Below are 25,969 nucleotides of genomic sequence, written 5' to 3'. Positions count from 1 at the left end.
TTTACTTGTTGATGCCAGCTAAACTGCTTTAAGCATAGTACAGCGTTTCTTATTGTTTTCCCATCCCTTTTCATAACCATACTAATTATAAGATGTGTAGCGTTTTTATCCGCAACCAGCAATCTTTCGTTGCCGGCCATACTACCCGGCCTGTATCCCTGAAATGCCCTAATTTATTTATGGCCATTTATTGTATGTTTTCTTTATTATGGCCCAATAGCATCCATGCTCAACCGCTTAAATCGTATATACCGCCGCCGCCCAATGCAGCCAGCCTGGGTACCTACGGACAAATACCCGTTAGTGAATACAGTGGCGTACCTGATATAAGAGTTCCATTGTATACTATTGAAGCGGATGGTTTTAAATTACCCATTACTGTTAGTTATCACTCAGGTGGTTTTAAAGTGGCCGACGAAGCCTCCTGGGTAGGTTTGGGCTGGTCACTGAATGCCGGCGGTGTTATTACCCGCAGTAAATGACATAAGGACGATTTATATTACAATGGCTTTTATTTTGTAAGTGCAGCCAACAGGGCCTGTTATAATGACGTAGACCAGGAGCCCGATGTTTTTTATTATAATACAGGCACCTTGTCGGGCAAATTTATTATCACCGGCCCCGACAATAACAACATGGTGCGGTCATTTACCAAAGACAACCTGAAATTTACTTACCAGAATGGAAACTTTATTCTTACTACCGGGGAAGGCATTGTTTACCGGTTTGAACAAAAGGAATACAGCACCGAAACAACCACAGGTTCTGAAAATGAAACAGAAACCTATATCTCAAGCTGGTACCTTAGCAGCATTCAATTGGTAAATGGTACGCTCATCAGGTTCAGTTACGTCACTAACAATACAAAGAACTGGGCCGAAAAAAAGCAAAGGACACCGTTAATAAAACCGGTGAAGTAGTATGAAAAGCAGGGTCTGAATTTGTAAATGGCGTAGCAAAGGGAGTGGAGAAGACTTTTGAAAATGAAGTGAAATTTTCTGATCCGTTAGTCAAACAGGGATTGGAAGCCGGAAAAATTATTATCCACAGTTCCGAAAATCATTCAGATGACATCATCTCAGCCTACCTGATCTTTAATAACAATTTCGATGAGGAAGTTACTGCCAAAGTATTCTCACCCCAGGGAAAAGAATATGGCCGCACACGAACCCATGTGAAGGGAAAGAAAGGCGATGCCTTTTATGTGGATTTTGTATTTGACAGCAGAACCAATATAGATGGAAAAGGTTCTATCCAGTTTGAATAATGTGCTGTTTAGAAAACTAACAATTACTTAAAAAGAGGCTATCAAGTGATAGCTTTTTTTTATTTATAAAGTAAGTACATTTGAGACCGAATAAGAAAAGAAAACCATTAATTACATGCAACAACAGATTAGCGACAGAGGCACGTTGCCTGTGGTATTTAAAGAAGAAAGCAGCATCCCCGACAATTACAAGATCACCGAGATCCACCAGCGGGAATATTTATTGAATGGCCAACTGGTTCCCTGGAATGGACCCGTAACCAATATTTATTCTCCGGTTTGTATACCTACAGCCAATGGATTTGAAAAAAAATTATTGGGCAGCATTCCCAATACAACGCCCAAAGAATCATTAGAGGCGTTAGACGCCGCTGTAGCAGCTTATGACAACGGTTTGGGCGAATGGCCAACCATGTCTGTTGAAGGACGTATTAAATGCATGCAGAAGTTCGTGTATTTGATGATCCAGCAACGTGAGCTGGTGATCAAATTATTAATGTGGGAAATTGGAAAAACACTGGCCGACGCCACGAAGGAGTTTGACCGTACGGTTGACTACATCAACTTCACCATCGACGCCCTGAAAGACCTCGACCGTGAGTCATCTCATTTTCAGCAGGCAGAAGGCACCATTGCACAAATAAGAAGAGCGCCGTTAGGCGTTGTGCTGAGCATGGGCCCCTTCAACTACCCATTGAACGAAATTTTCACCACGCTGATACCTGCCCTCATCATGGGCAACACCATCCTGTTTAAATTACCAAAATTCGGGGTGTTGTGCCATTATCCTTTATTGAATGCATTTAAAGAAGCATTCCCTAAAGGCACGGTGAACACTTTATATGGAAAAGGCTCAGAGATCATTTCACCCATCATGGAAAGTGGTAAAGTGAATGTACTCGCCTTTATCGGTAGCAGTAAAGTGGCTAACGGGTTGAAAAAATTACACCCGAAAGTAAACCGGTTACGCGCTATCTTAAGTCTGGATGCAAAGAACGCCGCCATTGTTACCAAACATGCCGACATTGACGTAGCCGTTAATGAATGTATCCTGGGCGCGCTTTCTTTCAACGGACAGCGTTGTACGGCCCTGAAGCTGATCTTTGTACAAAGAGAAGTGGCCGCTGAGTTTACGGAGAAGCTTTCTGCAGCAGTATCTGCAATGAAACCCGGTTTACCCTGGGAAGCGGGTGTGAAGATCACTCCGCTGCCTGAAGACAATAAACCCGCTTATCTGAAAGCCTGTATCGAGGACGCTGTTTCAAAAGGCGCCAAAGTAATGAATACAAACGGTGGATTCCAGGAAGCTTCTTTTGTGTTCCCTGCAGTTGTATACCCGGTTAATGATCAAATGCGGTTGTATCACGAAGAACAGTTTGGACCTATTGTACCGGTAGTGCCTTTCGATTCCATCGATGAACCCGTAGCCTACCAGGTAAATGCATCACATGGTATGCAGGTAAGTATCTTCAGTGAAGATGCCAAAGAAGTGGCCAGTTTGATCGATCCGTTTGTAAACCTGGTAAGCCGCGTAAATATCAATTGCCAGGCGCAACGGTCACCCGACGTATTCCCATTCACCGGTAGAAAAGACAGTGCAGAGGGTACTTTATCAGTATTCGATGCGCTTCGTTCATTCTCTATCCGCTCGCTGGTGGCAGCCAAGTTAACCGAATCGAACAAAAGCCTGCTCAATACGATCGTTAGAGATCATGACTCTAACTTTTTGAGCACAGATTATATTTTCTAGGTATAGCGTTAATCCTGGAAACGAAACCCTGGTCGCGGCTAAGCTGAGACCGGGGTTTTTGTTTTTTGGTAAGCGGCAGAACTTGTAAAGAATTGAACAGTAGTTTTTAACAGATGAGTTGCAATTTAATTAGTATTGTTTTGGATTTAAGAGCATATTAGCGGAAATCCGGATACTGATGACAACGCAAAATGAGAATGGTTTTAGAAAATATGTTGATCCTGTTTATTTGTCTTTAATGGGTACTTTAATACTGTCTGAACCGGCTGAAGAACAGGAAAAATTCAAACAAAAGATTACAGCAATCCTGGCAGACCCGGATCTTACTGATGAGATGCTGAAATTGCTGCTTTGGAACAGTGACTGGCGTTGTAGCCTGGTTGGGGCCTGGTTGATCTTTATAAAAAATAAAACAGCGTTCGTTGATGATATTGGTAAGTTTTTATTGCAACACAAAGGTGGAGTAATTGGTTATTGTTTTGCGTTAGCAAAATTTGGCACTTCTGCATGTGTTGAATATTTAGTCAGCTACCTGGGGAAAGACCTTTACTTTGAGAAATTTCCGGATGAAGGGTTTCAGGATACAGCTATGTATGCGCTTGTATACATCGATAATAAAAGCAAGACAACCTTCTCGAAACCATTTTTTGAACCCGATGGGCTTTGGACAAAATTTATTGAGTGTAAATACCTGAAAGAACACAGGCTCAAAGACAGTGCAAGGTGGGGACAGTTTGATGAAAATTATAAAAACTTCGCCGGCATGTTTGAGTTTATGGATACATTCTCCACAAAGGGGTAAGTTTTATTGTATCACCATCGTGACCACCGGTGAGTAACCTGTTTGTCTAAAATTGCCAATGGCAACAACCCGGAACCAGTATCGTTTTTCAGAGATCAGCCGTTCAAATGTATGCTTAACCTGTGCACTGCCTTCGCCAATCCATTCAGTGTGTAAGCCAGGTAGCTCCGTTGTATATTGGTGTACGTAAGCTTTAGCGCCCCTGGCGCCCCGTGAGCGGGTAATTGCCACACCGGGTGCACCCAGGCTAACTTCCAGCTTTTCAATTGACGGTGCTATAATACCGCCGCCACGGCTTATGTTGGTAGCGTCAAAACCACTGTCAAGTATCTGCGTTCTGTCGCCATTACAGGTGATTGTTACATACGTGGCGAGTTCCTGCAACATAGCCAGTATAACGGCTTTCTTATCATTCTTAATAGCGATCTTATACTTATCCCGGCTTTCGGCACTGGCAAGCGCTGTCAGGAATTCCGGCAACAGCATTTTTAATTCCGGCAATGAAACCGGCGGATCCGGAAACAATGGATTGTTTTCCATTTTTTCAATCACACGTTGGCTGGTTGTTATAAGACCATTTTCGCGTTTTGTGTAGATGGCAATGTTTCGTTTCATGGTTTTGAGATTTGATTGTTCTGTACAAATATAAATGGTTGGATATGGCGCTTCCAAATGCCTGCGCGTTTTACGCGTTCTGTGCGCAATGAGCGTTCTTAGCGCGGAATGCGTTGGCGTGATTGTGGTTTGATACAGCTAAAAACGCATTGTTTTCTTATAGTACTGTATTGTTACCAGCTGAAAATGGGGCGATTTCGGTTTTTAGTGCATTGTTTTAAACTGAAAACGGGGTGATTTCAGTTGGTAGCATATCGTTTTAAACTGAAATCGGATCGATTTCAGTTAGTGGCACATTGTTTTAAACTGAAAAAAGGGTGTTTTCAGTTGGTAGCGTACTGTTTTAAACTGAAAACGAATTGATTTCAGTTGGCAGGGTATTCATCTCGTTTAAACAGCTGGCCTTTAAAACAAAGAAAGATTGAACTTTAAAACAAAACACGCCGTAAGTATTTGAAGGAGCTTTGCTGAGAAATAAATAACAGGATGAAAAACTCAGCAATAACAACAACCGTATTAGTGACCGGTGGTTCCGGGTATTTAGGACTGCAATGTGTACTGCAATTGTTAAAGGAAGGGTACACCGTAAAAACAACCATTCGCTCCCTGGCGAAAAAAGCGGAGATCATTCAGTCGCTCAAAGCAGGCGGCATCACCAGTTTTGACAAATTGAGTTTTATAGAAGCCGATCTTACAAAAGACGATAATTGGGCGGAAGCGGTGCGCGATTGCACCTATGTGTTACACGTGGCATCCCCATTCCCGGCCATAGACCCCGAAGATGAAAATGAACTGATCGTACCGGCAAGGGATGGCTCCCTGCGGGTATTGAATGCTGCCCGTGATGCAGGCGTAAAACGCGTGGTGTTGACTTCTTCCTTTGCTGCCATTGGTTACAGCCGGAGCCCCAAAGATTATGTTTTCACCGAAAAGGATTGGACAGATCCCAACACACCAGGCTTGCGTCCTTATCTGAAATCAAAAACCATTGCAGAAAGAGCTGCCTGGGATTTTATTGAAAAGGAAGGCGGCCAAATGGAGTTAACGGTTATTAACCCGGTGGGCATCTTTGGGCCGGTGCCGGGAGGCAATTATTCAGCCTCGATGGAATTTGCTCTGAAAGGACTGCTGAATGGCGATATAAAAGAAACGCCTAATTTTACCTTTAATATTGTTGATGTGCGTGACACGGCCGATTTGCACCTGGTAGCCATGACGCATCCTGCCGCGAAAGGCGAACGTTTTCTGGCGGCTTCTGAGGGGGCGGTAAGTATTTATGATATAGCGGAGTTGATCCGGAAAGAACGCCCGTTATGCGCCGCCAACATCGCCGGTCTGAAACCGATAAGCGCTGATATGTATGTACACATGAGCACTGAAAAAGCAAGAACGGTGTTAGGCTGGAAGCCAAGATCAAAGGAAACGACATTATTGGAAACCATTGATGCATTAAAATAGTGGAAATAGATAAAATACATTCCTGTTACCTGGGACCAGGTATTTCACCGGAACTCCTGATCCCGGAACATTATTTCATGTATTTATTGCAGGGAACGTACGTAGCCTACGATGGCGAAAAGAAATATATTTCAAAACCGGGCGATGCCATCATCGCCCGGAAAAACCATTTGATCAGGTATACAAAAAATAAGACAGATGGCTTCTTTCATAAGATCGTGATTGCATTGGATGAACCCTTTTTACGTTCGTTTCTTGAAAAACATCCTTACAAGCCGGCGGTATTTGAAAATGATGATTCTATTTTGCAGGTAAAGACGGACGCCCTGGTTCTAAACTTTATAAACTCACTGGAACCATACTATAAAGGATCACTGCAGCTGGACCCCGATTTCGCCAATGTGAAAAGGGAGGAGCTGCTTATTATTCTGTTAAAGCAAAATCCGGCGCTGGCCAGTGTGTTTTTCAATTTCAGTATGCCTCAGCGCATAGAACTGGAAATGTTCATGAACAAAAACTTCCGGTTCAATATCAGGCTGGAACAATTTGCATTTTTAACCGGCCGCAGTTTATCAACCTTCAAACGCGATTTTAATAAGGTCTTTAATGAAATGCCCGGTACCTGGCTTACCCGCAAGCGCCTGGAAGAAGCTCATTTTCAGATAAAGAATAAAAACAAAAAGCCCGGTGACGTATACCTGGAGGTAGGCTTCGAGAACCTGTCGCATTTTTCGTTTGCCTTCAAAAAGCAGTTTGGGGTGTCGCCGGCGGAGGTGGGAAAGGCGCAATAAAAAAGGCCATCTTTCGATAGCCTCTTTTGCACTATATGTGGTTTCCGAAGTAACTTTTAACGCAATACTACTTTCTTGCTGCTCACAACGTAGATCCATAAAACCGTTGAAAGAAAGCTGGTCAGGGTTAATAAAGCTGACAGATCATAATTCCCGAATTTGAATGATACTGCACTAACTAAACCAGCAATTACTATCAGTACAATGGTGGTAAGGGTAAATATCGTTTTCATATAAGTTAATTTTTAAGGTTTGTTATTCAAGCTTTTTATTTGTTGCTTGTTTGTATAATAGAAGGAACAGGAGACCGGAAGTTTATTAATGAAATGTGAAAGCTGAAAGATGCTATCTTTAAGCCAATGAGTATACATTTTTATAAAAAGGGTGATGTCGGGCATGCTTTGTTTAAGCTTTCAGATGATGACTGTGAATTGTTAGCAGACAGCATATTTGAATTGAAAGCGAAAACCGGGATCTTTCTTGATCCGAATGGAACAGTGGCTATATATCCGGATAATATAAGATTATTTTGCAGTATAATCAGGTCCCGGTTTCCTGCCGGGTCGCGGGGAAAAGAGGCGGCGTTGATTGACGGAATATTGCAACAATTACAGCAGTTGTATGAATTGGATGTGATTATACAGGCTGCAGGTGATTAAAAATAAAAAACCGGCTCGATGGCCGGTTTCTTATTTATTATGAAAAAAGTAAAAAATGTTGCATGTTACTATAATCAACATAAGAGAATCAGGGAAAGTTTATTAATGAAATGTGAAAGCATAACAGGTACATTAGGAAAACTTTAGGATAGCTGTTATGATAAGGTGAGGCAGAATGTTTTATCGTTGTGTAAACATACTTATCACCATGAAGAAACATTTACTTACCCTGTTATTAGCTGTTACATTGGGTGGCTTTGTAAACGCCCAGGATAGCCCTCCCGGCAAACAATTCATGCAAATAGTAGCTGTTGAATCCATATATTCCATGCCCGACAACTCAGTTTTGATTGTTACTAATCCAGATGGCACACAGCTCGAAGAAAGTCTGGATAATATCTACAATGCGATGGGCGTCATTAAAGTAAAAAGTATTAAAGCTAATGAACGTAAGATCGCCGAGGTGTTAAAAAGGTATACAGATAAAGGTTGGAAGCTGGAACAGACAATCCCATTTTCGATTTATCCAGGTAAAGACGCAAATGGAGCCCTGATGACACGGTATATGTTATCAAAACAGTCTTCTATTAGTACTATAATCAACTAACTTCCCCGGAGAAATTTTTGCATATGAAAATCTTATCCTGCTTCCTGTTTTTATGGCTGGGCACTACCGGATATAGTAGGTCGCAAGACCTTTCTGGTACCTGGGAAGGACGCGTAGGTGGGGAGTTGCTGAAACTGGTGATCATTAAAGCGGGCAATACCTACGTCGGCTATACTTATCACGAAGGTTCGGGCTATTGCAAGGCTAATTTTATGGGTAAGTTTAATGAGCGGTCCCGGCAAGTAAAAGGCGCCAACCCCAGCTTTATTGATAAAACGTTCGGTCATGCGCTTTGTACATACGATCTTAAATTCACCCCACGGGCCGCCGGCAGGTACCTGATTGGTTTCGCTCATGTGAATGAAGCCGTATTGCAGGAATTTGATATGTATGGGGCCAGGGGCAGAGAAATCATCTTAAAGCAGGCGGGCGCCAACACAGATACTACTGAATATATGGCAGCCTGGTTGGAAATGAACGTTAATCAAACAAACAAAGTCGTACAGAACAGGAAACCGGATACCCTTAACACAGTCAGCCCCTTACCAATTTCAAGCCCGCCCGATCTTAACAAAAAAGCGTTTAATGACAGCCTTACAGCTGTTAAAACCCGGCGCACAGCCGATACCTTGCGCACGATCATTACTGCGGCAGACAGCATTGTGATCACCATTGAAGATAATGAGGTGGTGGACGGCGATACGGTGACTGTTTTTCATAATAACGAAGTGCTGGTGTCACGACTTTTTGTATCTGCTCATCCATACCGCATTGTGGTGCTATTGAAGAAGGAGATACCCGTTCATGAATTTGTGCTGGTAGCCAATAACCTCGGTTCTATTCCTCCCAATACTGCTTTGTTGACCATTGAAGCAGGGAAGGAGCGCTATCAGTTAAAAGCCGCTTCAGACCTTACAAAGAATGCGGTGATCCTTTTTAAAATCAGGCAATAAACCGGGCATATTGCCGGGCAAAGCCTGCCCGGATTTTACTACCTTTCCTTTGTGAATTGGTAATGTATGGGATTTTTGTTCTTCCTGTATTTATTGCTGAGCACTGTTGGCCAGTGCCAGGCACAGGACCTCTCCGGTACCTGGGAAGGGCAGATTGATGAGGAATATATGAAAATGGTTCTCATTAAACAGGGGAGCACATATATTGGCTATACGTACGATGAAGGGATGGGTTTTTGTAAAGCCAATTTTTTAGGCAGCTTCAGTCCAGCTACCCGTCATTTAAAAGGCGCTGGTCAAAGCTTTATTGAAAGAACGATCAATCATATCCTGTGCACTTACAGACTTAAATACAGCGTTCAGGACGATGGGAAATACCTGGTTGGGAATGCATTTCCCAAATCGGCTGTAACAAAGGTCCTTTCTATGGGCTTGCCGGCCTTCACCGTCTTAAAACAGGTGAGTACAAACGCAGATACCACCAGTTTCATGTTTACCTGGATAAACAAACACGGCCATCCAACGGGCATCGTTGCACAGGGCGGAACAGTTGTTAAAACAGACAGCCTGAAACCTGCGCCGGTGCTGTCCCCTGCCGAATTGAACAAAAAGGCTTTCGAGGACAGCATTAAAACTGTTAAAACCAACCGTTCAGCCGATACCCTGAGTACGATCATTACTTCGGCAGACAGCATTGTGATCACCATAGTTGATAACGAAGTGGTGGATGGCGATACGGTGACTGTTTTTCATAACAACGAAGTGTTGGTGGCTAAGCTTTTTGTATCGGCGCATCCATACCGCATTGTGGTGCCATTGAAAAACGATGTGCCCATTCATGAATTTGTGCTGGTAGCCAATAATCTTGGTTCTATTCCACCCAATACAGCTTTATTGACCATTGTGGCCGGGAAGGACCGCTATCAGTTAAAAGCCGCTTCGGACCTGAATAAGAATGCGGTGATCCTTTTCAAACACCGGAAGTGAACCTCGCACTGGCACGGGATTTTCAGCTTTATGAAAAAGGACTTACCCCGTGACCAGCAAAAAAGAAATACAAATCAATTTAAAGGATGTGGAGCTGGGCGCAAACCTGGCCGAGCCTGCTGGCGCAAAAGCGCTGGTGATCTTTGCGCATGGGAGTGGCAGCAGCCGGTTAAGTCCGCGCAATAATTTTGTGGCCGATGTACTTAACAAGCACAGCATAGCCACCCTGCTTACCGATTTGTTAACAGGGCTTGAAGATGAAAAGTACAACAACCGGTTTGATATTGCGTTGCTGAGCCACCGGCTGATCCAGGTAACGGAATGGGCGGCGCAACAACCTGGTTTAAACCGCCTGCCGGTTGGTTATTTTGGCGCCAGCACAGGCGCGGCTTCGGCCTTACAGGCGGCGGCCATGCTCGATAAAAACATAAAAGCGGTCGTAAGCCGGGGCGGCAGACCCGATCTGGCCGTGGCGCTGAAACAGGTAAAAGCGCCAACCCTGCTGATCGTGGGTTCGCGCGATACGCAGGTGATGGGTTTAAACAACCAGGCGTATGAACAATTGGCCAGCGAAAAAAATATAGCCATCGTTGAGGGCGCTTCTCATTTGTTTGAGGAACCCGGCGCTTTGCATAACGTGGCCGACCTGGCAGCCAGCTGGTTCGATAAATATTTATAATAGGTTGGGCGGATTTTCCGCCATTAATCCCCAATTAATGCGCTATTAAGCGGCTGGTTAATGCCCCAATCCTTTCTTGCACCTATGAAAAAAATAATTGCCTGTCAGCCCCTGCTGATCTCTTTATTTCTCAGCGCTTCCTGTTTTTCCCAAAATCCATTTATTACCAGTATTTACACGGCCGATCCTTCGGCGCATGTATGGGCCGACGGCCGGTTGTATGTTTATCCTTCCCACGATATTGATCCGGCCCTCGGTTGCGATCTGATGGACAGGTACCACGTATATTCAACGGACGATATGGTGAACTGGCGCGATGAAGGCGAAATTCTCAACGCCAGCCAGGTGCAGTGGGGCCGCAAAGAAGGCGGTTTTATGTGGGCGCCCGATTGCGCCTGCAAAAACGGTACGTATTACTTTTATTTCCCGCACCCCAGCGAAACCAAATGGAACAATAGCTGGAAGATTGGCGTTGCTACCAGCAAAAAACCGGCCAGCGATTTTACCTCCGTGGGTTATATAAAGGGCATCGACAGCAGTTCCATGATAGATCCCTGTGTGTTTATGGATACCGATGGCCAGGCCTATTTTTATTTTGGCGGCGGCAGTAAATGCGCAGGCGGAAAACTGAAAGACAATATGGTTGAAATCGATGGCCCGATGCAAAAGATGGAAGGCCTGGTTGATTTTCACGAAGCCACCTGGGTGTTTAAACGGAACGGGATCTACTACCTTACTTATGCCGATAACCATGGCCGCGAAAACCAGTTGCGGTATGCAACCAGTAACAACCCATTGGGACCCTGGAAATACCAGGGCGTGTTCCTCGGTTCTACCGATTGCGATACCAATCATGGTTCGGTAGTAGAGTACAAAGGAAAATGGTATATGTTTTATCACAACCAGCATATCTCCAATACCGGGCATGGCAATTTGCGGTCTATCTGTGTGGACTATGTGAATTTCAACGACGATGGCACTATTAAACTGATTGAACAAACCAAAACCGGTCCGGCGGCGATAAAATCGTCAAAACCGGATACGAAAAAAGCGACCCGCTATGAAGCGGAAAAAGCGGAGTTGGGCGGCGGTGCTGCAGTAAACGGTAATTATGTTACCAACCTGAAAGACGCGGCTTCTTATATTACTTTCTCAAATATCAATGGTGGCAAAAAAGCCGGCCGTGCAACCATTATCATTGCGCATGCGAATGCAGACTATGGCAGAATAAAATTACTGGTGAATGGCGCCGATTATTCTTACCTGAACGCCATTGCAACGGGCGATGCAACTGCATTTACCGGTAAAACGGTGTTTACGGTAAAACTAATTGCCGGCAACAATACCATCAGGCTGGAAGGCGGTGGCAAGGATGCCGTAAATGTCGACTATATCACCATTACCCCGTTAGATTAATATTAAAACCCATGTTGCCGAATTGAGATTTGTATGGATTCTGTATATTTCGGCAACATGGCACCAACTAACACACATAACGATACAGCAGGCAGGTTAACGCGGTTAAAGGAAATTGCTTTCTCCTGTTTAAAACTGGGCAGCATTGGTTTTGGAGGCATTGCCGGAATGGTGTCCACTATTGAAAATGAAATGGTGATTAAACGGCAGTGGCTCGATCACCAGCATTTCATGGATGTGGTAAGCGCTTCCTATATCATTCCGGGTCCCAATGCGGTGGAAATTGTAATGCACTGCGGAAAAGAAAGGGGTGGCCGCCTGGGTTTGGTGGTTGCAGGCATCTGTTACATTTTGCCTGCGATGTTGATCTGCCTGTTGTTTGGTTATTTTTATCAGCGGTACAGTGCACTGCCCGATGTACAGAATTTTATCTTTGGCTTACGGCCTGCCACCACGGCATTGGTTATAACAACTGTTTTCAGGCTTACCGGTAAAACCTTAAAGAACAGCAGGACTTTAATAGTGCTTTGTTTGCTGGTGTTTGCCGGATCGCTGGCAGGCCTGAATGAAGTGTTGCTGATCATCGGCGCCGGGCTGATAAATTACCTGTTATATACCAGGCGAAAGAAAATATCTTTTTTTATTGGATGGATGTTTACGCCCTTGCTGCTGCAGATAAATACCCGGTTCTCCAATGAAAAGCTGGTGTTGATCTTTTTAAAGATCGGGGCGGTGTTGTATGGAAGCGGGTATGTATTGTTTGCTTATATGGATGAAGCGCTGGTGCGGAATAATCATTGGCTTACCCGGCAACAGTTAATGGATGCTATTGCGGTTGGACAAATTACACCCGGCCCTATTTTATCGAGCGCCACCTTTGCCGGTTATCTGATCAATGGATTCACCGGCGGGGTATTGGCCACTATTGCTATTTTCCTGCCTTCTTTTTTCATTTCCTTCTTTCTGCACAAAATGTTGTCTTCTGCCCGCAAGAGTGAACGCCTGCGCGTTTTCCTGGATGGGCTAAGCGCAGCTTCAGTATCTATTATTGCAGCAGTAGGCTTACACCTGTTAACAGCTTCCGTTGAAACCTGGCGCGGCGCATTAGTGCTGGCCAGCTGCCTGGGGTTATCATTGGCGTATAAAAACCTTAGTACTGTTTATATTATTCTAATAGGCAGCATCGGTGGCTTTTTGTTGTTGAAATTGTAAGTGAAATGCCTGTGACCTATTGATTAGCTATTTCATTAAAACTCTTCCCTGGCTTCTCCCCATACGAATGCTCATACTCTTTTTCAAACTTCTGGAATGTTTCAAGGGCAAGGCCATACCTGCCTTGTGCAATCAGGGCCTTACATTTGTATTCCAGTGCCGTTTCATTCAACTGGTCAAACTGGAAAACGGCATTGGCAATTCTTATAATGCTGCTGCTGTCGGTAACATTGTGCGTGTTGAAATTGGTGAGTAACCAGTCGATGGCCAGGCCCGATACTTCAGATTTAATATCATCCAGCCAGGAATAATTTACTTCATTCAGGAACGATCCTCTTTCGAGTATTTTCAACAGGGTTTGTTTTTCAGCTGGCGTGCATGATGGTTTCCTTACAATGCTATTGAATGTGCCGTAATCGATGTAGATCGCATTTTCTTCCGCTGCCAGTTGTATTTTCCCATTTACTTTTTCTATATGGCAGGAGCCGATGCTTTCGAGGATGGGTTTTAGTTTGGCGATGTTTACGGAATAATTGTTCTTGGCGTCTTTCTGTTGTTTATCGCGCCACAGGATCTCAAACAGTTTTTCCTGGGGAATGCCTTTGCCGGTGCGGATGGTATGCGTAACAATCAGGATCAGCAACTCTTTCAGCAGCGGAGTTAATTGAGTAGTAACATCATGGGTATTGGCATCGTATACTTCAAAATTGCCAAACAGGTAAATGGACGAAGCTTTTACCGTTTGTTCTGATTCCGGCATTTCTACTATTACTTCTGCCTGTTGAGTGACCGGATTTACTACTGCAGGAACAGGTACTGGTATAACCGGCGCCTGTCGTTTTTGACGGCTGGCATTTTTTCTCCGTATCACCAACACTGCTGTCACACCCAGCAACAAAAACGCTGCTATTATTACATAGGTTTTCCAGCCGGATGATACGCCCGGTTCAGTTGCGGGCGTAGTAACTGCGCCTGGCGGAAAATCAATGGCATATACTTTTATTTCACTCCGGTTATTTGCTGTATATAAGGTAACGGCTACCAGTTTTTTACTGGTTTTACAATAATACAGATCGGCATAAGAAGCGATGTCATAATACGAGTAGGGGATGGAATCACCTAATAAATCATATGCAGGAGATGTGAGTGAGCCTTGTATTAATTGCAGCGCTGCATTGAACCGGTCGGTAGGGAATACCAATGCATACCAGGTATTGGTTGGCGCATCTACTACCATTTGATTGGCGAAGCAGAATTGCCGGGTTGGTTCTTTCAATTGAAACAACGTGTGAAATGATTTTTTGCGCACATCGAACAATGTGAAATCATACGTGAACCTTGGGTTGATGGTTTGATCGCCGCTGGTGCTGCCATAACCACCTAACAGGTACGCCGTGTCGCCTGCGTCGTTAGTACCTGCAGAAGCCATATACCGCGGCATAAAGAAATCGCCGGTGGTTTTCACGGGTTCCCATTGCTGGCTGTTCAAATGATAGCGTTGTACCTGGTTCTTGTATTGCAATTGTCCATACCCGCCCATGATGTACAAACAGGTATCCCAGGGAGAAAAGAATTTATTCGCCTGCCAGTAAACGGTGAGGTCTTTAAAGTTGAAATTGTTGTTCCATCGCCTGCCGCCGCTATCATACCGGCTTACTTGTTTGCTGTCGATGTAAAAGTTATACAGGGAATTGGTGAACGGGATAAAGATCGATTGATTACCGGGTGGGATGCTGTCTCTTTTGGTATTGAGCCCGATTGCCTGCGCGGCCATATTGGTAAGGTTGAGTGTATACAGTGAGTCGGCAGCAACTATATACACCACCTCTCTTTTTTTATCGAACGCTATGCTGGCGGTTGCTTTGGTATTTACTGAATATACGTTCTCCCATTTCTGGTGCCGGGGTTTTATCCAGACCGGGTTCTTTACTGCGGCCTGCCAGTGATCACACTTGTCCAGGGCTGTAACGCCATCCGATTCCGACAATGGAAAAGCGTGTTGCAGTTTACCATCATTCTTTATATAGATATCTTTAATGCATGCGGGCGGAATATCGGTGGTTTGAAAACCCTCATAGTTGTTACAGCCAAAATACAGCCGGTAGTCGCTTTCCGGTTTAACAGTCAGCGGTCCATTGCCTGAAGAATTATTAATGCTGTAAAACAGTTTCTTTTGGGCAGCATCGAGGCGGAGAGTAAACCGGTTCCACCCATTTAAAAGCAAAGCGGTGTCAATGGCCAATGTGCCGGAGATCTGTTCGCCATTTACAAAATTAAAACTGGCCGATCGCTGGTTGTATACGATATCGATGTGCTGGTTATTGGCGGTAATCAGCCGCATCACGTAACCGAAGTAGATGGCTTTATGGGGTTGGAACATCAGATCGAAGGAGATCTCGGTTTCGCCGGCCAGGTGCAGGGGGCCATCGGCCGTGAGATCGATCGAGGTACGTTTTTCGGGGATCACTTCGTGACTGGAAAATTGTAGTCCATAGGGCTGCGCAAAAGCATGCAATCCACCAACAATAAATAGCAAAGCAAAAGCCAGTTTCAGCATGAGCAAATAAAAAGAAATTTTTTCTAATTATGCTCATGCTGAAGGCTCCTTACAACACTTACCGGCAATATTTTACATTTTTCGCACTGGCATGTTGCCGCTGCCATCGCCGGCAGCCCTGAACCAACCCTGGTAACCGGCCATCACCAATCCTTTGTAACTGGGATATAAAGTCTGCATGCTGTGTTTTAACTGGCTCCAACCGGCGCCGGGCATTAGCAATACGAATAACAAAAGGGAGAAGGGAATGCTGATATATTTCATTTTTATCATATGGGCCTGTCAGGTGCACTTTAGCATGCTGAATCAGCAAGATGAAATGGTGCACCTGACAGGTCTGCAAATAAAGATTGACAGCTTAATTAAGGCTTAATTATGTATTAGCCGGGAAGATTTTTCCTATTAATAAGCCATTAATGGGTTTGTTAATAGTTTTTTAGGGACCGGGGGCTTAATTGCCAGGATCAGAATAAAAAACTAATTGCTTGTTGTATGAAAATTATCTGTAAGCTCCTGCTTGCCTGCCTGTTTCCTGTGGCGGTGCTGGCACAGCAGAAAACTATCACAGGAAGAATAACCCATGTGCAAACGAAAGAACCTTTGGCCGGCGTAACCGTTTCGGTAGCCGGTGATTCCAGCGCATCGGTCATGAGTGACCAGAACGGACATTATTCCATTACCGTTCCTTCCTCGGCCACCCGGCTTTCTTTTTCCCACGTTACCATGAATGCCATTACTGTTCCTATCAATGGCCGCGGAACTATCAATCTTACCATGGAAGAAAACAGCCGCAGTCTCGACAATGTGATCGTGGTGGGCTACGGCACGCAAAAGAAAACCACGCTCACCGGTTCGGTGTCCATGTTAAAAAACAGCGACCTGGTAGTTACCAAAAACGAGAACGTGCAGAACATGCTCACCGGGAAAATTCCGGGTTTGCGCATGATCCAACGTACCGCGGAGCCCGGTGGGTACGAGAACAGCTTCGATATTCGTGGCTATGGCGCTGCGCCGTTGGTAGTAATAGATGGCGTGCCGCGTGGCGGGTTTGAAAAACTCGATCCCAATGAAATTGAAAGTGTGTCTGTGCTGAAAGATGCCTCGGCTGCTATTTATGGGAATCGCGCTGCTAACGGCGTTATCCTCATCACTACCAAAAAAGGCAGCGCCCGCAATGGCAAGTTCGATATCACGTATTCCTTTAACCAGGCCTGGCAAACATTTCTCGGTATGCCCGATGGCGTAGGTCCGGTTGATTACATGATGCTGACGAATGAAAAAACAAAACGCGATTTTGCCAATAACTTCATCAGTAACCAGCCGCCCGCTTATTCCTACAGCGATATTAAACCGTGGATGGATGGCACCTATACCGGGGCCAACTGGATCGGCGCTGCGTTTAATACTACATCACCCCAGGTGCAACACAACCTGAACATTACCGGTGGAACCGATAAAGTGAATATGTTCTTTAACGTAGGGTATATGAAACAAAGTGGTTTGCTGAAATCGGGCGATCTCGATTACAGCCGCTGGAATATGCGCTCGAATATAAACGTAAAGATCAGCGACCGCCTTCGGGCCCAGGTACTGGTGAGCGGGCATATGGATGAAAAGAACCAGCCTTACCAGGATCTTTGGACCATTTTCAAATATACCTGGAACCAGATCCCCATCAACCAGATCTACGCAAACAACAATCCACAATATTTGAACGTAATGCCCGACAATGCCAATCCCGTGGCTATTACCGATGCCGGTAAAGTTGGGTACAGAAAAAGAACCCAGAAGAACCTGCAAACGCAAGTGAACCTGGAGTATGATATTCCCGGAGTAAAAGGGCTGAAGGCAAGAGGCATGTTTAACTATGGGTTGAATGTAGACGACAATACCGACTACAAAAAAGCGTATAACCTGTATACCTACGATGCCAACTCAAACGAATACAAGGTGTCGAATGTAAATGGCCCTTCCAACCTTACCCGTACCTATGGTACCAGTTTTCAAACGCTCAGCCAGTTGTCGTTACAGTATAACCGCTCGTTCAACAACACGCACAACGTGTCGGCCATGGCTCTGTTAGAGGAGAACCATTCCAGGAACGATAACATCTATGCCTCGCGCAATGTATTGCTGCCGGTCGATTACCTGTTTGGCGCCGAGTCGGTTGGGCAGATCGGTAATACCTCACCCGGTGGGGTTGCCGAAGTAGTGATGCGTTCCTGGGTGGGCCGCGCTACCTATGATTACAAAGGAAAATACCTGGCCGAAGCTACGGCCCGGTACGATGGTACCAATAAATACAAACCGGGGAAGGGGCAATGGGGCTTTTTCCCGGCCTTCCTCGCCGGCTGGCGCATTAGTGAAGAGCCTTTCTTCAACAGGCTGGTATCTCCGAAAATTATTTCAAACCTGAAGATACGCGCCTCGTATGGCGAAATGGGCGATGACAATGCTGCCGCCTTCCAGTATGTAGCCGGTTATAATTATCCAACTGTAAATCCCAACGATAATAGCGTTTGGGGTTACATCTTCAACGGTTCGTTTGTAAACGGCGCCGAAACCCGTGGCCTCGTAAATGAAAACATTACCTGGACCACTTCCACTACCAAAAACATCGCGCTCGACTTTTCCTTGCTCAATAATAAACTCGAAGGATCAATCGATGTATACAGAAGGGACCGGACCGGTTTGCCTGCCCAACGTTCGGTAGTAATTCCCGGCACGGTAGGGGTTACCGTTCCGCAGGAAAACCTCAATTCAGACCGGTCGCAAGGATGGGAGCTGACGCTTACGCATCGCACAACCATCCACGATGTAAGAGTGAATATAACCGGTAACGTTTCTTATGCGCGCAACTTCTTCCGTAACCAAACGCAGGGCCTCGCCGGGAATGAATACCAGCAATGGCGCAATGGCCTCACCAACCGGTATAAGAATATCTGGTGGGGTAAAGATTATGGCGGGCAGTTCGGCAGCTACGACCAGATCTATAATTACAAGGTAAACACCGGCGGTGGCAACAACAACGTGGTGCCCGGCGATTATTACCTGCAGGACTGGAACGATGATGGCGTGATAGATGGCAACGACGATCACCCGATTGCCACGCAGGACCTTCCGCTGGTAAATTACGGGTTAACCATTGGGTTATACTATAAAGGATTTGACTTCACCGCGGTAATGGCCGGTGCAACCGGTTTCTGGGTACAGTATGATGAACAATATGCCCAACCGCTGATGTATGGCCGCAGCTCGCTTACCAAATTCCTCGATAGCTGGCATACGGTAAATCCCGATGATAATGTATTTGATCCTAACACCCAATGGGTGGCAGGTAAATACCCGGCCATGGGGTACGACTATGGCAACATCAATAATTCCACCAAAGCAGTACAGGACGCCAGCTTCCTGCGTTGTAAAACAATGGAGATTGGGTACAGTTTGCCCACTGCATTGATAGGAAAACTGGGCATCAAAAACAGCCGCGTGTATGTGAACAGCTATAACCTGTTTACATTAACCGGGCTTAAGGACAGTGATCCTGAGCACCCGGGTAAAATTCCCAATGCCGGTTTTGAATATGGTTTGGGTGGTTATAAATACCCGCTCAACCGCACCTTTAACGTAGGCGCTTCCATTACCTTCTAAACGATTCATATGAAAATGTATAGTAAAATATTTCTTGTATTGTTAGCTGTACTGGTTGCTTTTTCCGCATGCCAGAAGCTCGACATAAAACCGGTGAACCTGCTCACCGATGACCAGATCTTCAGCAGCGAGTCGGGCATTAACGTATATATGGCCCAGGTATACCGCAAATTGCCAATAGAAGATTTCACGTACCGGCCAACCGGCCGCGATGGCCAGCCCGGCTTTAACCTGCACCATGAGTGGGAACACTTCTGGCATGCAGGCGCCGCCTGTGGCGAAATGGTGGGGCCCTGGGGTGGAATGGATATTGGCGGTGGTTTTGGTTACTGGCCCTATGCCGACATCCGCGCCGTGAATTATTTTTTGGAGACCTTACCAAAGTATGCCATCAACTTTACGCAGGACAAAATAGATGCATTTAATGGCGAAGCCTATTTTCTGCGCGCCTATTATTATTTCGCGCTGGCAAAAAGATATGGCGGCATTCCCATTGTAGATGTGGTGCAGAAATACCCAGAGCAATCCATTGCAGAATTGCAGGTGCACCGCAATACCGAAGAAGAAACCTGGAACTTTATTGGTAAGGACCTCGATCAGGCCATTGCGTTATTGCCTGGAACGAGTGCGCCCGAGAGAGCCAACAAATATGTAGCCGCTGCATTAAAGTCACGCGCCATGTTGTATGCCGGCAGTATTGCCCGCTATGGCTCGGTGAACTTTGTAAGTGGCGATGCGCGTACACAGGGTTATGTGGGCATTGCACCAGAGAAAGCAGCAGGTTATTTTGACCAGGCAATAGCTGCCGCCAAACTGCTCGATGGCAAATACAGTTTGTATAATTCCAATGCCGATAAGGTAATGAATTATGTAGATGCCTTCCTCGATGAAAAAAGCCCTGAGAATATCCTGGTAAGAAATTACTCCATTCCCAGCAGCACAGCCCATAGCTGGGATGCTACCTTTTCACCCCGCTGGATGACGGCCAACGCCCTGTCGCGCGCCTATCCAACACTGGAGTATGTAGAACGTTTCGGTATCCTGAATTTCAATAACCCCGATGGTACGCCAAAACGCTTCGATCAACCAGCCGATGCCTTTCAGGGACTGGAACCACGGTTACGGGCCACCGTTTATTTCCCGGGCGATATTTTGCGTACCCGCACCTTCGATGTGCAACGCGGTATTTATCCAGGCTTCAGCGGCACTGCCGCTTCAGAAGTGGCCAAACCCGCTGCTTCCCGTGCATACTTATTGTCAGGCGATCCCAATACCATGTACAATGGCAAGGCCATTATTGGTCAAACGGGTATCAGTACTGCCGGCGATGAGCGCACCCGCACCGGTTTTTATGTGCGTAAATACATCGACTACCGTCGTCCGCAGGCAGATGTTGACTTATTTACCAGCACTACACATTGGATCGAGTTTCGCTATGCAGAAATACTCCTGAACCGCGCCGAAGCCGATATAGAAAACGGTCAGCAGGCCGATGCATTGGTTTGTTTAAATAAAATAAGAGACCGCGCCGGCGCTGCGCCATTAACACTGGCCGATATGACGGTTGATGTAGTGCGCAACGAAAGAAGCAAAGAGCTGGCATTTGAGAACCATTACTGGTGGGACATCCGCCGCTGGCGCATTGCCGATGTGATCCTGAACAACGCCCGCTTCAGCGGAATTATGCCGTACTATGTTTTCGACGAACAGAAGTACATCATTCTGAAAGAACCGGAAACCTTTGGCCGTAATTACAATTTCGAGAAGAAATATTATTACGAGCCCATGCCCGGCGGTGAACTGGGCAAGAACCCCAATCTCTATCCGAACAATCCAAATTATTAATATATGAACCTACAATTGCATACCATACTACTGGCGGCAGGCATGCTGATAGCAGGCGCTTCGTGCATAAAAAAAGACAATTACGACGCACCTGAGGCTTCGCTGGAAGGCAACCTGTTTGACCAGAATTCAAAAAACAATATTCAAACCGCTACCGGTAATGTAACCATCCGGCTGGAACAACTGAGCTGGAGCGCCACCCCTGCGCCACAGGACATCCCGGTGAAAATGGATGGCTCCTATAAAAATTCCAAACTGTTTAAAGGGCATTACCGCATATCAATAAAAGGCGGGGCCTTCTGGTCTGTGCCGCCGGCAGAAATCGATATTGATAAAGGAACCCGGTACGATTTCAACCTCACCCCTTATTTATACCTGAACAGTTTCACCACAAAACTGGATAGCAATCAACTAACGCTTCGCTTTAATATGCAGGCGCCTATTGAAGGCATGCCTTCCATTGCTGAAATACAACCTTATGTAAACACTACTTCCCTGGTGGGGCCGGGCGCATCCATCCGCGATTATTCTGATGTATACAAAGTAGCCGTGAATAAAGAATGGGCTGCTATGTCGCCCGCCGATAAATCGCCGGAGTTTGTTATTCCCGATTTAGTGAAGGGCAGGACCTTTTATGTGCGGGTAGGCGTGCGGTTTAATAATGATGACAAAAGTTCTAATTTGTCGGAGATAATCAAGATAGATGTACCGAAATAAGAGTTGAAAGGTTAACAGGTTGACAGGTTAATAGCTGCCCCCTCCACCGGGGGGAGGCCGCATTTCGTAAACAAATTCAAACTGCAAAAAAATGAAATTATATCTAACTAACATTGTTTGTTCCATATTACTCGCAGCCATTTTACTAACCGCCTGCAAAAAAGAAAACTATCCAAGCCGCGATACCAGCGGGTTGAAACCACCGCCTCCACCACCTCCGCCGCCGCCACCAGATCCGAAGATTGTGTCGTTTAATCCGGCCGATGCGCTCGATAACTGGGAAACCGCAGGGAACAAAGGCGCTATTGAAAAACCCGGCGCCAAAGAAGGGCTGGGCTGGCTGAAAGCTTCCATTGTAAGCGGTGAAGATTATATGCACTTTATTTACCGGAGGCCAGCCGCACTCAATGCCGGGCTCACCAAAGCCAATGGCGCACTGAAGCTGTGGTTATATATTGGCGATATCAGCCAGATAAAAGCCGATGGTCAGTTTGAACTCACCAGTTCGGGCGAAAGCGACAAAAACGAATACAACTGGGACCTGGCGCCTATGCTGCCCAACCTGAAGAACGGGTGGAATGAACTGACGCTGAGCTTTAGTGATGCCGGTGAAAGCAGTGGCGACGGCGGACCAAAACTCAGCGCCTTCAACTTTTTTCGCCTCTATTTATGGACAACCGGTAAGACGCATGCAGATGTGGCATTGGGTTTGGATGATCTAAGACTGGTAGAAAAATAAAAACCGCACTATGAAAAGAAATAACATGATCCTGGTTGCACTCTTGTGCTCCCTCTTGTATTGCAGCAAAAGCAATAACAATGACGGCGACAATAACGGCGACGACAACAACAAAGCAACCTGGCCATCGCCGGCCGGTGATGTAGTAGGAAAAATTACGGTGGGTTACCAGGGCTGGTTTGCCTGTAAAGGCGATGGCTCACCCATCAATGCCTGGTGGCATTGGGGGCAGGACTGGGGCGCCACGCCATCCACCACCAACAAAGCCTTCATCAGCTGGCCCGACGTGCGGGATTACACGAATAAGTTCAATACCAGTTTCGCCAACCTCGGCAATGGTCAGCCGGCCCAACTGTTTTCCTCGTTCAGCGATCAAACGGTGGATGTACAATTTTCCTGGATGAGCCAGTACAAGATTGATGTAGCCGCGTTGCAACGGTTCAACCCCAGTGGTATTGAAGGCCCCATCCGCGATGTGATGGCAGCCAAAGTAAAAGCCGCTTCGGAAAAATATAACGTTAAGTTCTACATTATGTATGATGTAAGCGGCTGGACGAATATGCAGGCTGAAGTCAAAACCGACTGGACAAACAAAATGAAACAGTACACCACTTCATCGGCCTATGCCAAACAAAACGGCAAACCTGTGGTGTGTATCTGGGGCTTTGGCTTTAACGACAATAACCATGATTTTTCTACCACAGCCTGTCTGGATGTGATCAACTGGTTTAAAGGGCAGGGTTGTTACGTGATTGGTGGTGTACCCACGCACTGGCTTGATCAGAACAGCGATTCACGCGCTGGTTTCCTGGATGTATATAAAGCATTCAATATGTTATCACCCTGGATGGTAGGCCGGATTTCAAAAGCATCTGAAGCTGATAACTTTTATACTACGGTGAACACCCCCGATCTGGCGTATTGTAAAAAGAACAATATAGATTACCAACCCTGTGTATTGCCGGGCGATCTTCAATCACATCATCGCGCACATGGTGATTTTATGTGGCGGCAATTTTATAACATGACCCGGCTAGGTTGCCAGGGAATTTATATAAGTATGTTCGATGAATATAATGAAGGCAACCAGATAGCCAAAACCGCCGAAACCGCCAATGACGTCCCGGTTGGTTCAGGTTTTATAGCGCTTGACGAAGACGGCACTAAATGTACAAGTGATTATTATTTACGTCTTACCCAGGACGGCGGGAAGATGTTTAAGAAGGAGATTGCGTTAACGGCTACGAGGCCAACGCCGCCTATACCGTGAGAGGTCAATAGTCAGTAGTGAGTGAGCTCGCTATTATTCAGACACCCGAACAATTGGGAACCCACTCACTACTGACAACTCACCACTCACTCTCTGCTTATTTCTGATTGATAGGCGCTTCTATAATCAAAAACTCGCTGCTTTCTTTGCAGGTGATCTCAAAATGAGAAGTATCCCAAAGACCCAGGGCATCCCTGGTAAATACAGGCATGCGGTCAACCAGGATTTCACCTGAAATTACAAATACAAAAGCGCACATATTCTCTTTATGCATGTTGTGGCGCACTACTTCGTTTTTATCAAAAGCGCCCAGTAATAATTTTGCATTTTGGTTGATCCAGCAATGCTTTAACCCCTCTTCACCCGAAATAATAGTGGTGAGTACATTCTTCCGGTTTTCGATCGGGAAGCTTCTTTGCTGATAACGGGGTATTATGTTTTGTTGTTTTGGCTGGATCCAGATCTGCAGAAAATTTACATCTTCTTCACCAATGTTATATTCTTCATGGCGCAAGCCGCTGCCGGCACTCATGATCTGTACACCGCCTGGTTCTATTACCGTGCTGTAGCCCATGGAGTCTTTGTGATTCATTTTTCCCTTCAGCAAAATGGAAATGATCTCCATGTTTATATGAGGATGGGTGCCAAATCCTTTTCCGGGTTCCACATAATCGTCGTTAAAGGCTACGAGTGTGCCGAATGCGCTTTTTAAAGGATGATAGTAATCACTAAAACTAAAATAGAAGTTGCTTTTTAACCAGCCAATGTCTTTTTTGCCTCTTTCTTTGCCACTGAAAAAATGAGTTTGCATAATATATATTGAGTTGTATGAAAATTATATAATACTGAAAGGTACTGATTCAGGATTTAAAAACAACAAACCCCGGTCATGCCTGCCGGGGTTTGTAATATAAAAGCAAATGCTTATTACTATCCTATATGTTCGTCCAGTAAGATCTTGTCCGCCGGGCTCAACCGGTTCTTTGCCAGCGCAGCCTGGTGCCAGTAAGGATACAACATAGGTAAACGGCTTACTTCATTCAACCGGTCTCTTTCTTTCTCCGTTAAGGTTACAGAAGCGGCCTTGATGTTGTCTTTAACCTGGTCAAGATTGCGGGCGCCTATAACTAATGAAGTTACCGATGCGCGGCCCAGCACCCATGCCAGCGCTACCTGGGCAGGCGTTACCTGTTTTTCGGCAGCAATGGCTTTCAATACATCTACAATATTCCAAAGGCGATCAAAATCCCGGATAGGCGGTTCTGTCCAGCCGGCAGCAAAACGGCCCTCGTTACGGGTTTGCATTTCGCGGGTATATTTACCACTGAGTAAACCACCGGCAAGCGGGCTCCAGATCAATGCGCCCAGGCCCTGATCGATACCCACCGGTAATAATTCATATTCCGCTTCTCTGGCTTCCAGCGAATAATGGATCTGCTGGGTTACAAAACGTTGATAGTTGTGAGCGGTGCTGGTGTGTAACGCTTTCATCGTATGCCAGCCACTGAAGTTGGAGCAGCCGATGTACCGGATCTTGCCTTGCTTAACCAGCGTATCCAGCGCTTCCAGCATTTCATCCAGGGGCGTAAGACCATCCCACTGGTGCATATAATAGATGTCAATTACGTCGGTGCGTAATCTCTTTAAACTCTTTTCACATTCCTGGATGATGTGGTATCTTGAAAAACCTTCATCATTCGGCGCGCCGGTGCCCAGCGGCATTCTTGCCTTGGAGGCAATGAGTACATTGCCGGGACGCCTGCCATTCAGGATTTCGCCAATGATCTCTTCCGATAAGCCGGCTGAGTAAATATTGGCCGTGTCAATCAGGTTAACACCCTGCTCGATGCAATAATCAACAATGGTGCGGCCAAGGGGCACATCCACATTACCAACCGACGCGAATTTACCGGCGCCGCCAAAAGTCATAGTTCCAAGAGTGATTGCCGACACTTTAAGACCGGACCGGCCTAATATTCTGTATTCCATATCGG

Annotated in this window: 25 protein-coding genes; 19 read left to right on the top strand and 6 right to left on the bottom strand. The window is 45.8% G+C overall.

Annotation, left to right across the window (positions count from 1 at the left end; genetic code table 11):
• Positions 1–92 precede the first annotated feature (92 nt).
• The 5 genes from NIAKO_RS14290 (at position 93) to NIAKO_RS36730 (ending at position 3,819) form a co-directional block, all read left to right on the top strand.
• Positions 93–482, top strand: a complete 390-nt coding sequence (locus tag NIAKO_RS14290; RefSeq protein ID WP_041346768.1) for a hypothetical protein — start codon at positions 93–95, stop codon at positions 480–482.
• A 111-nt stretch (positions 483–593) separates the two neighbouring features.
• Entirely contained in the window at positions 594–920 is a 327-nt protein-coding gene (locus tag NIAKO_RS14285; protein ID WP_041346766.1) for a hypothetical protein, read from the top strand.
• Positions 921–964: 44 nt separating this feature from the next.
• Positions 965–1,267 carry a hypothetical protein gene (locus NIAKO_RS14280; protein ID WP_014219157.1) on the top strand — a complete coding sequence of 101 codons (303 nt, stop codon included), beginning with the start codon at positions 965–967 and terminating at the stop codon, positions 1,265–1,267.
• A gap of 115 nt (positions 1,268–1,382) precedes the next feature.
• Complete coding sequence (locus tag NIAKO_RS14275) at positions 1,383–3,017, top strand: NADP-dependent glyceraldehyde-3-phosphate dehydrogenase (RefSeq protein WP_014219156.1); 1,635 nt, start codon at positions 1,383–1,385, stop codon at positions 3,015–3,017.
• Positions 3,018–3,195: 178 nt separating this feature from the next.
• The gene (locus tag NIAKO_RS36730) at positions 3,196–3,819 is read left to right on the top strand and encodes a DUF6000 family protein (RefSeq protein WP_014219155.1); all 624 of its coding nucleotides are present in this window, start codon (positions 3,196–3,198) and stop codon (positions 3,817–3,819) included.
• Between the two features lie 3 nt (positions 3,820–3,822).
• Here the strand turns inward: NIAKO_RS36730 and NIAKO_RS14265 are convergent, their stop codons facing one another.
• Entirely contained in the window at positions 3,823–4,434 is a 612-nt protein-coding gene (locus NIAKO_RS14265) for a hypothetical protein (protein ID WP_014219154.1), read from the bottom strand.
• A gap of 486 nt (positions 4,435–4,920) precedes the next feature.
• Here NIAKO_RS14265 and NIAKO_RS14260 point away from each other — a divergent pair, with 486 nt between their 5' ends.
• Together NIAKO_RS14260 and NIAKO_RS14255 are read left to right on the top strand one after the other, a co-directional pair.
• Complete coding sequence (locus NIAKO_RS14260; RefSeq protein ID WP_014219153.1) at positions 4,921–5,892, top strand: SDR family oxidoreductase; 972 nt, start codon at positions 4,921–4,923, stop codon at positions 5,890–5,892.
• Positions 5,892–6,683 (top strand): helix-turn-helix domain-containing protein, encoded by a 792-nt coding sequence (locus tag NIAKO_RS14255; protein ID WP_014219152.1) that lies wholly within the window; start codon positions 5,892–5,894, stop codon positions 6,681–6,683. The genes NIAKO_RS14260 and NIAKO_RS14255 overlap by 1 nt, the downstream gene beginning before the upstream one ends.
• Positions 6,684–6,739: 56 nt before the next feature.
• On the opposite strand, the gene NIAKO_RS38960 is transcribed toward NIAKO_RS14255, so the two are convergent.
• Positions 6,740–6,916 (bottom strand): hypothetical protein, encoded by a 177-nt coding sequence (locus NIAKO_RS38960; protein WP_014219151.1) that lies wholly within the window; start codon positions 6,914–6,916, stop codon positions 6,740–6,742.
• 126 nt (positions 6,917–7,042) lie between these two features.
• Between NIAKO_RS38960 and NIAKO_RS14250 the strand changes: the two genes are divergently transcribed.
• The 7 genes from NIAKO_RS14250 (at position 7,043) to chrA (ending at position 13,196) form a co-directional block, all read left to right on the top strand.
• Positions 7,043–7,342, top strand: coding sequence for a hypothetical protein (locus NIAKO_RS14250; RefSeq protein ID WP_014219150.1), 300 nt, complete (start codon positions 7,043–7,045; stop codon positions 7,340–7,342).
• 208 nt (positions 7,343–7,550) lie between these two features.
• The gene (locus NIAKO_RS14245) at positions 7,551–7,949 is read left to right on the top strand and encodes a hypothetical protein (protein ID WP_041346764.1); all 399 of its coding nucleotides are present in this window, start codon (positions 7,551–7,553) and stop codon (positions 7,947–7,949) included.
• Between the two features lie 23 nt (positions 7,950–7,972).
• Positions 7,973–8,902: a hypothetical protein gene (locus NIAKO_RS14240; RefSeq protein ID WP_014219147.1), complete on the top strand. Its 930-nt coding sequence runs from the start codon at positions 7,973–7,975 to the stop codon at positions 8,900–8,902.
• Between the two features lie 66 nt (positions 8,903–8,968).
• Positions 8,969–9,889 carry a hypothetical protein gene (locus NIAKO_RS14235; protein ID WP_014219146.1) on the top strand — a complete coding sequence of 307 codons (921 nt, stop codon included), beginning with the start codon at positions 8,969–8,971 and terminating at the stop codon, positions 9,887–9,889.
• Positions 9,890–9,938: 49 nt separating this feature from the next.
• On the top strand, positions 9,939–10,568 hold the full coding sequence (locus NIAKO_RS14230; RefSeq protein ID WP_014219145.1) for a dienelactone hydrolase family protein: 630 nt from the start codon (positions 9,939–9,941) through the stop codon (positions 10,566–10,568).
• Positions 10,569–10,652: 84 nt separating this feature from the next.
• Positions 10,653–11,984: a family 43 glycosylhydrolase gene (locus NIAKO_RS14225; RefSeq protein ID WP_063721341.1), complete on the top strand. Its 1,332-nt coding sequence runs from the start codon at positions 10,653–10,655 to the stop codon at positions 11,982–11,984.
• Between the two features lie 57 nt (positions 11,985–12,041).
• Positions 12,042–13,196 (top strand): chromate efflux transporter, encoded by a 1,155-nt coding sequence (chrA, locus tag NIAKO_RS14220; protein WP_063721370.1) that lies wholly within the window; start codon positions 12,042–12,044, stop codon positions 13,194–13,196.
• A gap of 16 nt (positions 13,197–13,212) precedes the next feature.
• Here the strand turns inward: chrA and NIAKO_RS14215 are convergent, their stop codons facing one another.
• Together NIAKO_RS14215 and NIAKO_RS37755 are read right to left on the bottom strand one after the other, a co-directional pair.
• On the bottom strand, positions 13,213–15,753 hold the full coding sequence (locus tag NIAKO_RS14215; protein ID WP_014219142.1) for a Kelch repeat type 1-containing protein: 2,541 nt from the start codon (positions 15,751–15,753) through the stop codon (positions 13,213–13,215).
• A gap of 72 nt (positions 15,754–15,825) precedes the next feature.
• Positions 15,826–16,017, bottom strand: coding sequence for a hypothetical protein (locus tag NIAKO_RS37755; RefSeq protein ID WP_071884234.1), 192 nt, complete (start codon positions 16,015–16,017; stop codon positions 15,826–15,828).
• A gap of 228 nt (positions 16,018–16,245) precedes the next feature.
• Here NIAKO_RS37755 and NIAKO_RS14205 point away from each other — a divergent pair, with 228 nt between their 5' ends.
• The 5 genes from NIAKO_RS14205 to NIAKO_RS14185 all read left to right on the top strand — a co-directional run bounded on the left by NIAKO_RS14205 (position 16,246) and on the right by NIAKO_RS14185 (position 23,975).
• The gene (locus NIAKO_RS14205) at positions 16,246–19,404 is read left to right on the top strand and encodes a SusC/RagA family TonB-linked outer membrane protein (RefSeq protein WP_014219140.1); all 3,159 of its coding nucleotides are present in this window, start codon (positions 16,246–16,248) and stop codon (positions 19,402–19,404) included.
• A gap of 9 nt (positions 19,405–19,413) precedes the next feature.
• Positions 19,414–21,249 carry a RagB/SusD family nutrient uptake outer membrane protein gene (locus tag NIAKO_RS14200; RefSeq protein WP_014219139.1) on the top strand — a complete coding sequence of 612 codons (1,836 nt, stop codon included), beginning with the start codon at positions 19,414–19,416 and terminating at the stop codon, positions 21,247–21,249.
• 3 nt (positions 21,250–21,252) lie between these two features.
• Entirely contained in the window at positions 21,253–21,966 is a 714-nt protein-coding gene (locus tag NIAKO_RS14195) for a DUF3823 domain-containing protein (RefSeq protein WP_014219138.1), read from the top strand.
• 91 nt (positions 21,967–22,057) lie between these two features.
• Positions 22,058–22,705, top strand: a complete 648-nt coding sequence (locus NIAKO_RS14190; RefSeq protein ID WP_014219137.1) for a hypothetical protein — start codon at positions 22,058–22,060, stop codon at positions 22,703–22,705.
• Positions 22,706–22,715: 10 nt separating this feature from the next.
• Positions 22,716–23,975, top strand: coding sequence for a glycoside hydrolase family 99 protein (locus NIAKO_RS14185; protein ID WP_014219136.1), 1,260 nt, complete (start codon positions 22,716–22,718; stop codon positions 23,973–23,975).
• Positions 23,976–24,072: 97 nt separating this feature from the next.
• Here NIAKO_RS14185 and NIAKO_RS14180 read toward each other — a convergent pair whose 3' ends face one another.
• Together NIAKO_RS14180 and NIAKO_RS14175 are read right to left on the bottom strand one after the other, a co-directional pair.
• Positions 24,073–24,786, bottom strand: a complete 714-nt coding sequence (locus NIAKO_RS14180) for a pirin family protein (RefSeq protein WP_014219135.1) — start codon at positions 24,784–24,786, stop codon at positions 24,073–24,075.
• Positions 24,787–24,905: 119 nt separating this feature from the next.
• Positions 24,906–25,964, bottom strand: coding sequence for an aldo/keto reductase (locus NIAKO_RS14175; RefSeq protein ID WP_014219134.1), 1,059 nt, complete (start codon positions 25,962–25,964; stop codon positions 24,906–24,908).
• Positions 25,965–25,969 lie beyond the last annotated feature (5 nt).

Source organism: Niastella koreensis GR20-10, from assembly GCF_000246855.1.
GTDB lineage: Bacteria > Bacteroidota > Bacteroidia > Chitinophagales > Chitinophagaceae > Niastella > Niastella koreensis.
The sequence above is the reverse complement of the archived record's forward strand: the minus strand, read 5'-3'. Positions and strand labels throughout refer to the sequence as shown.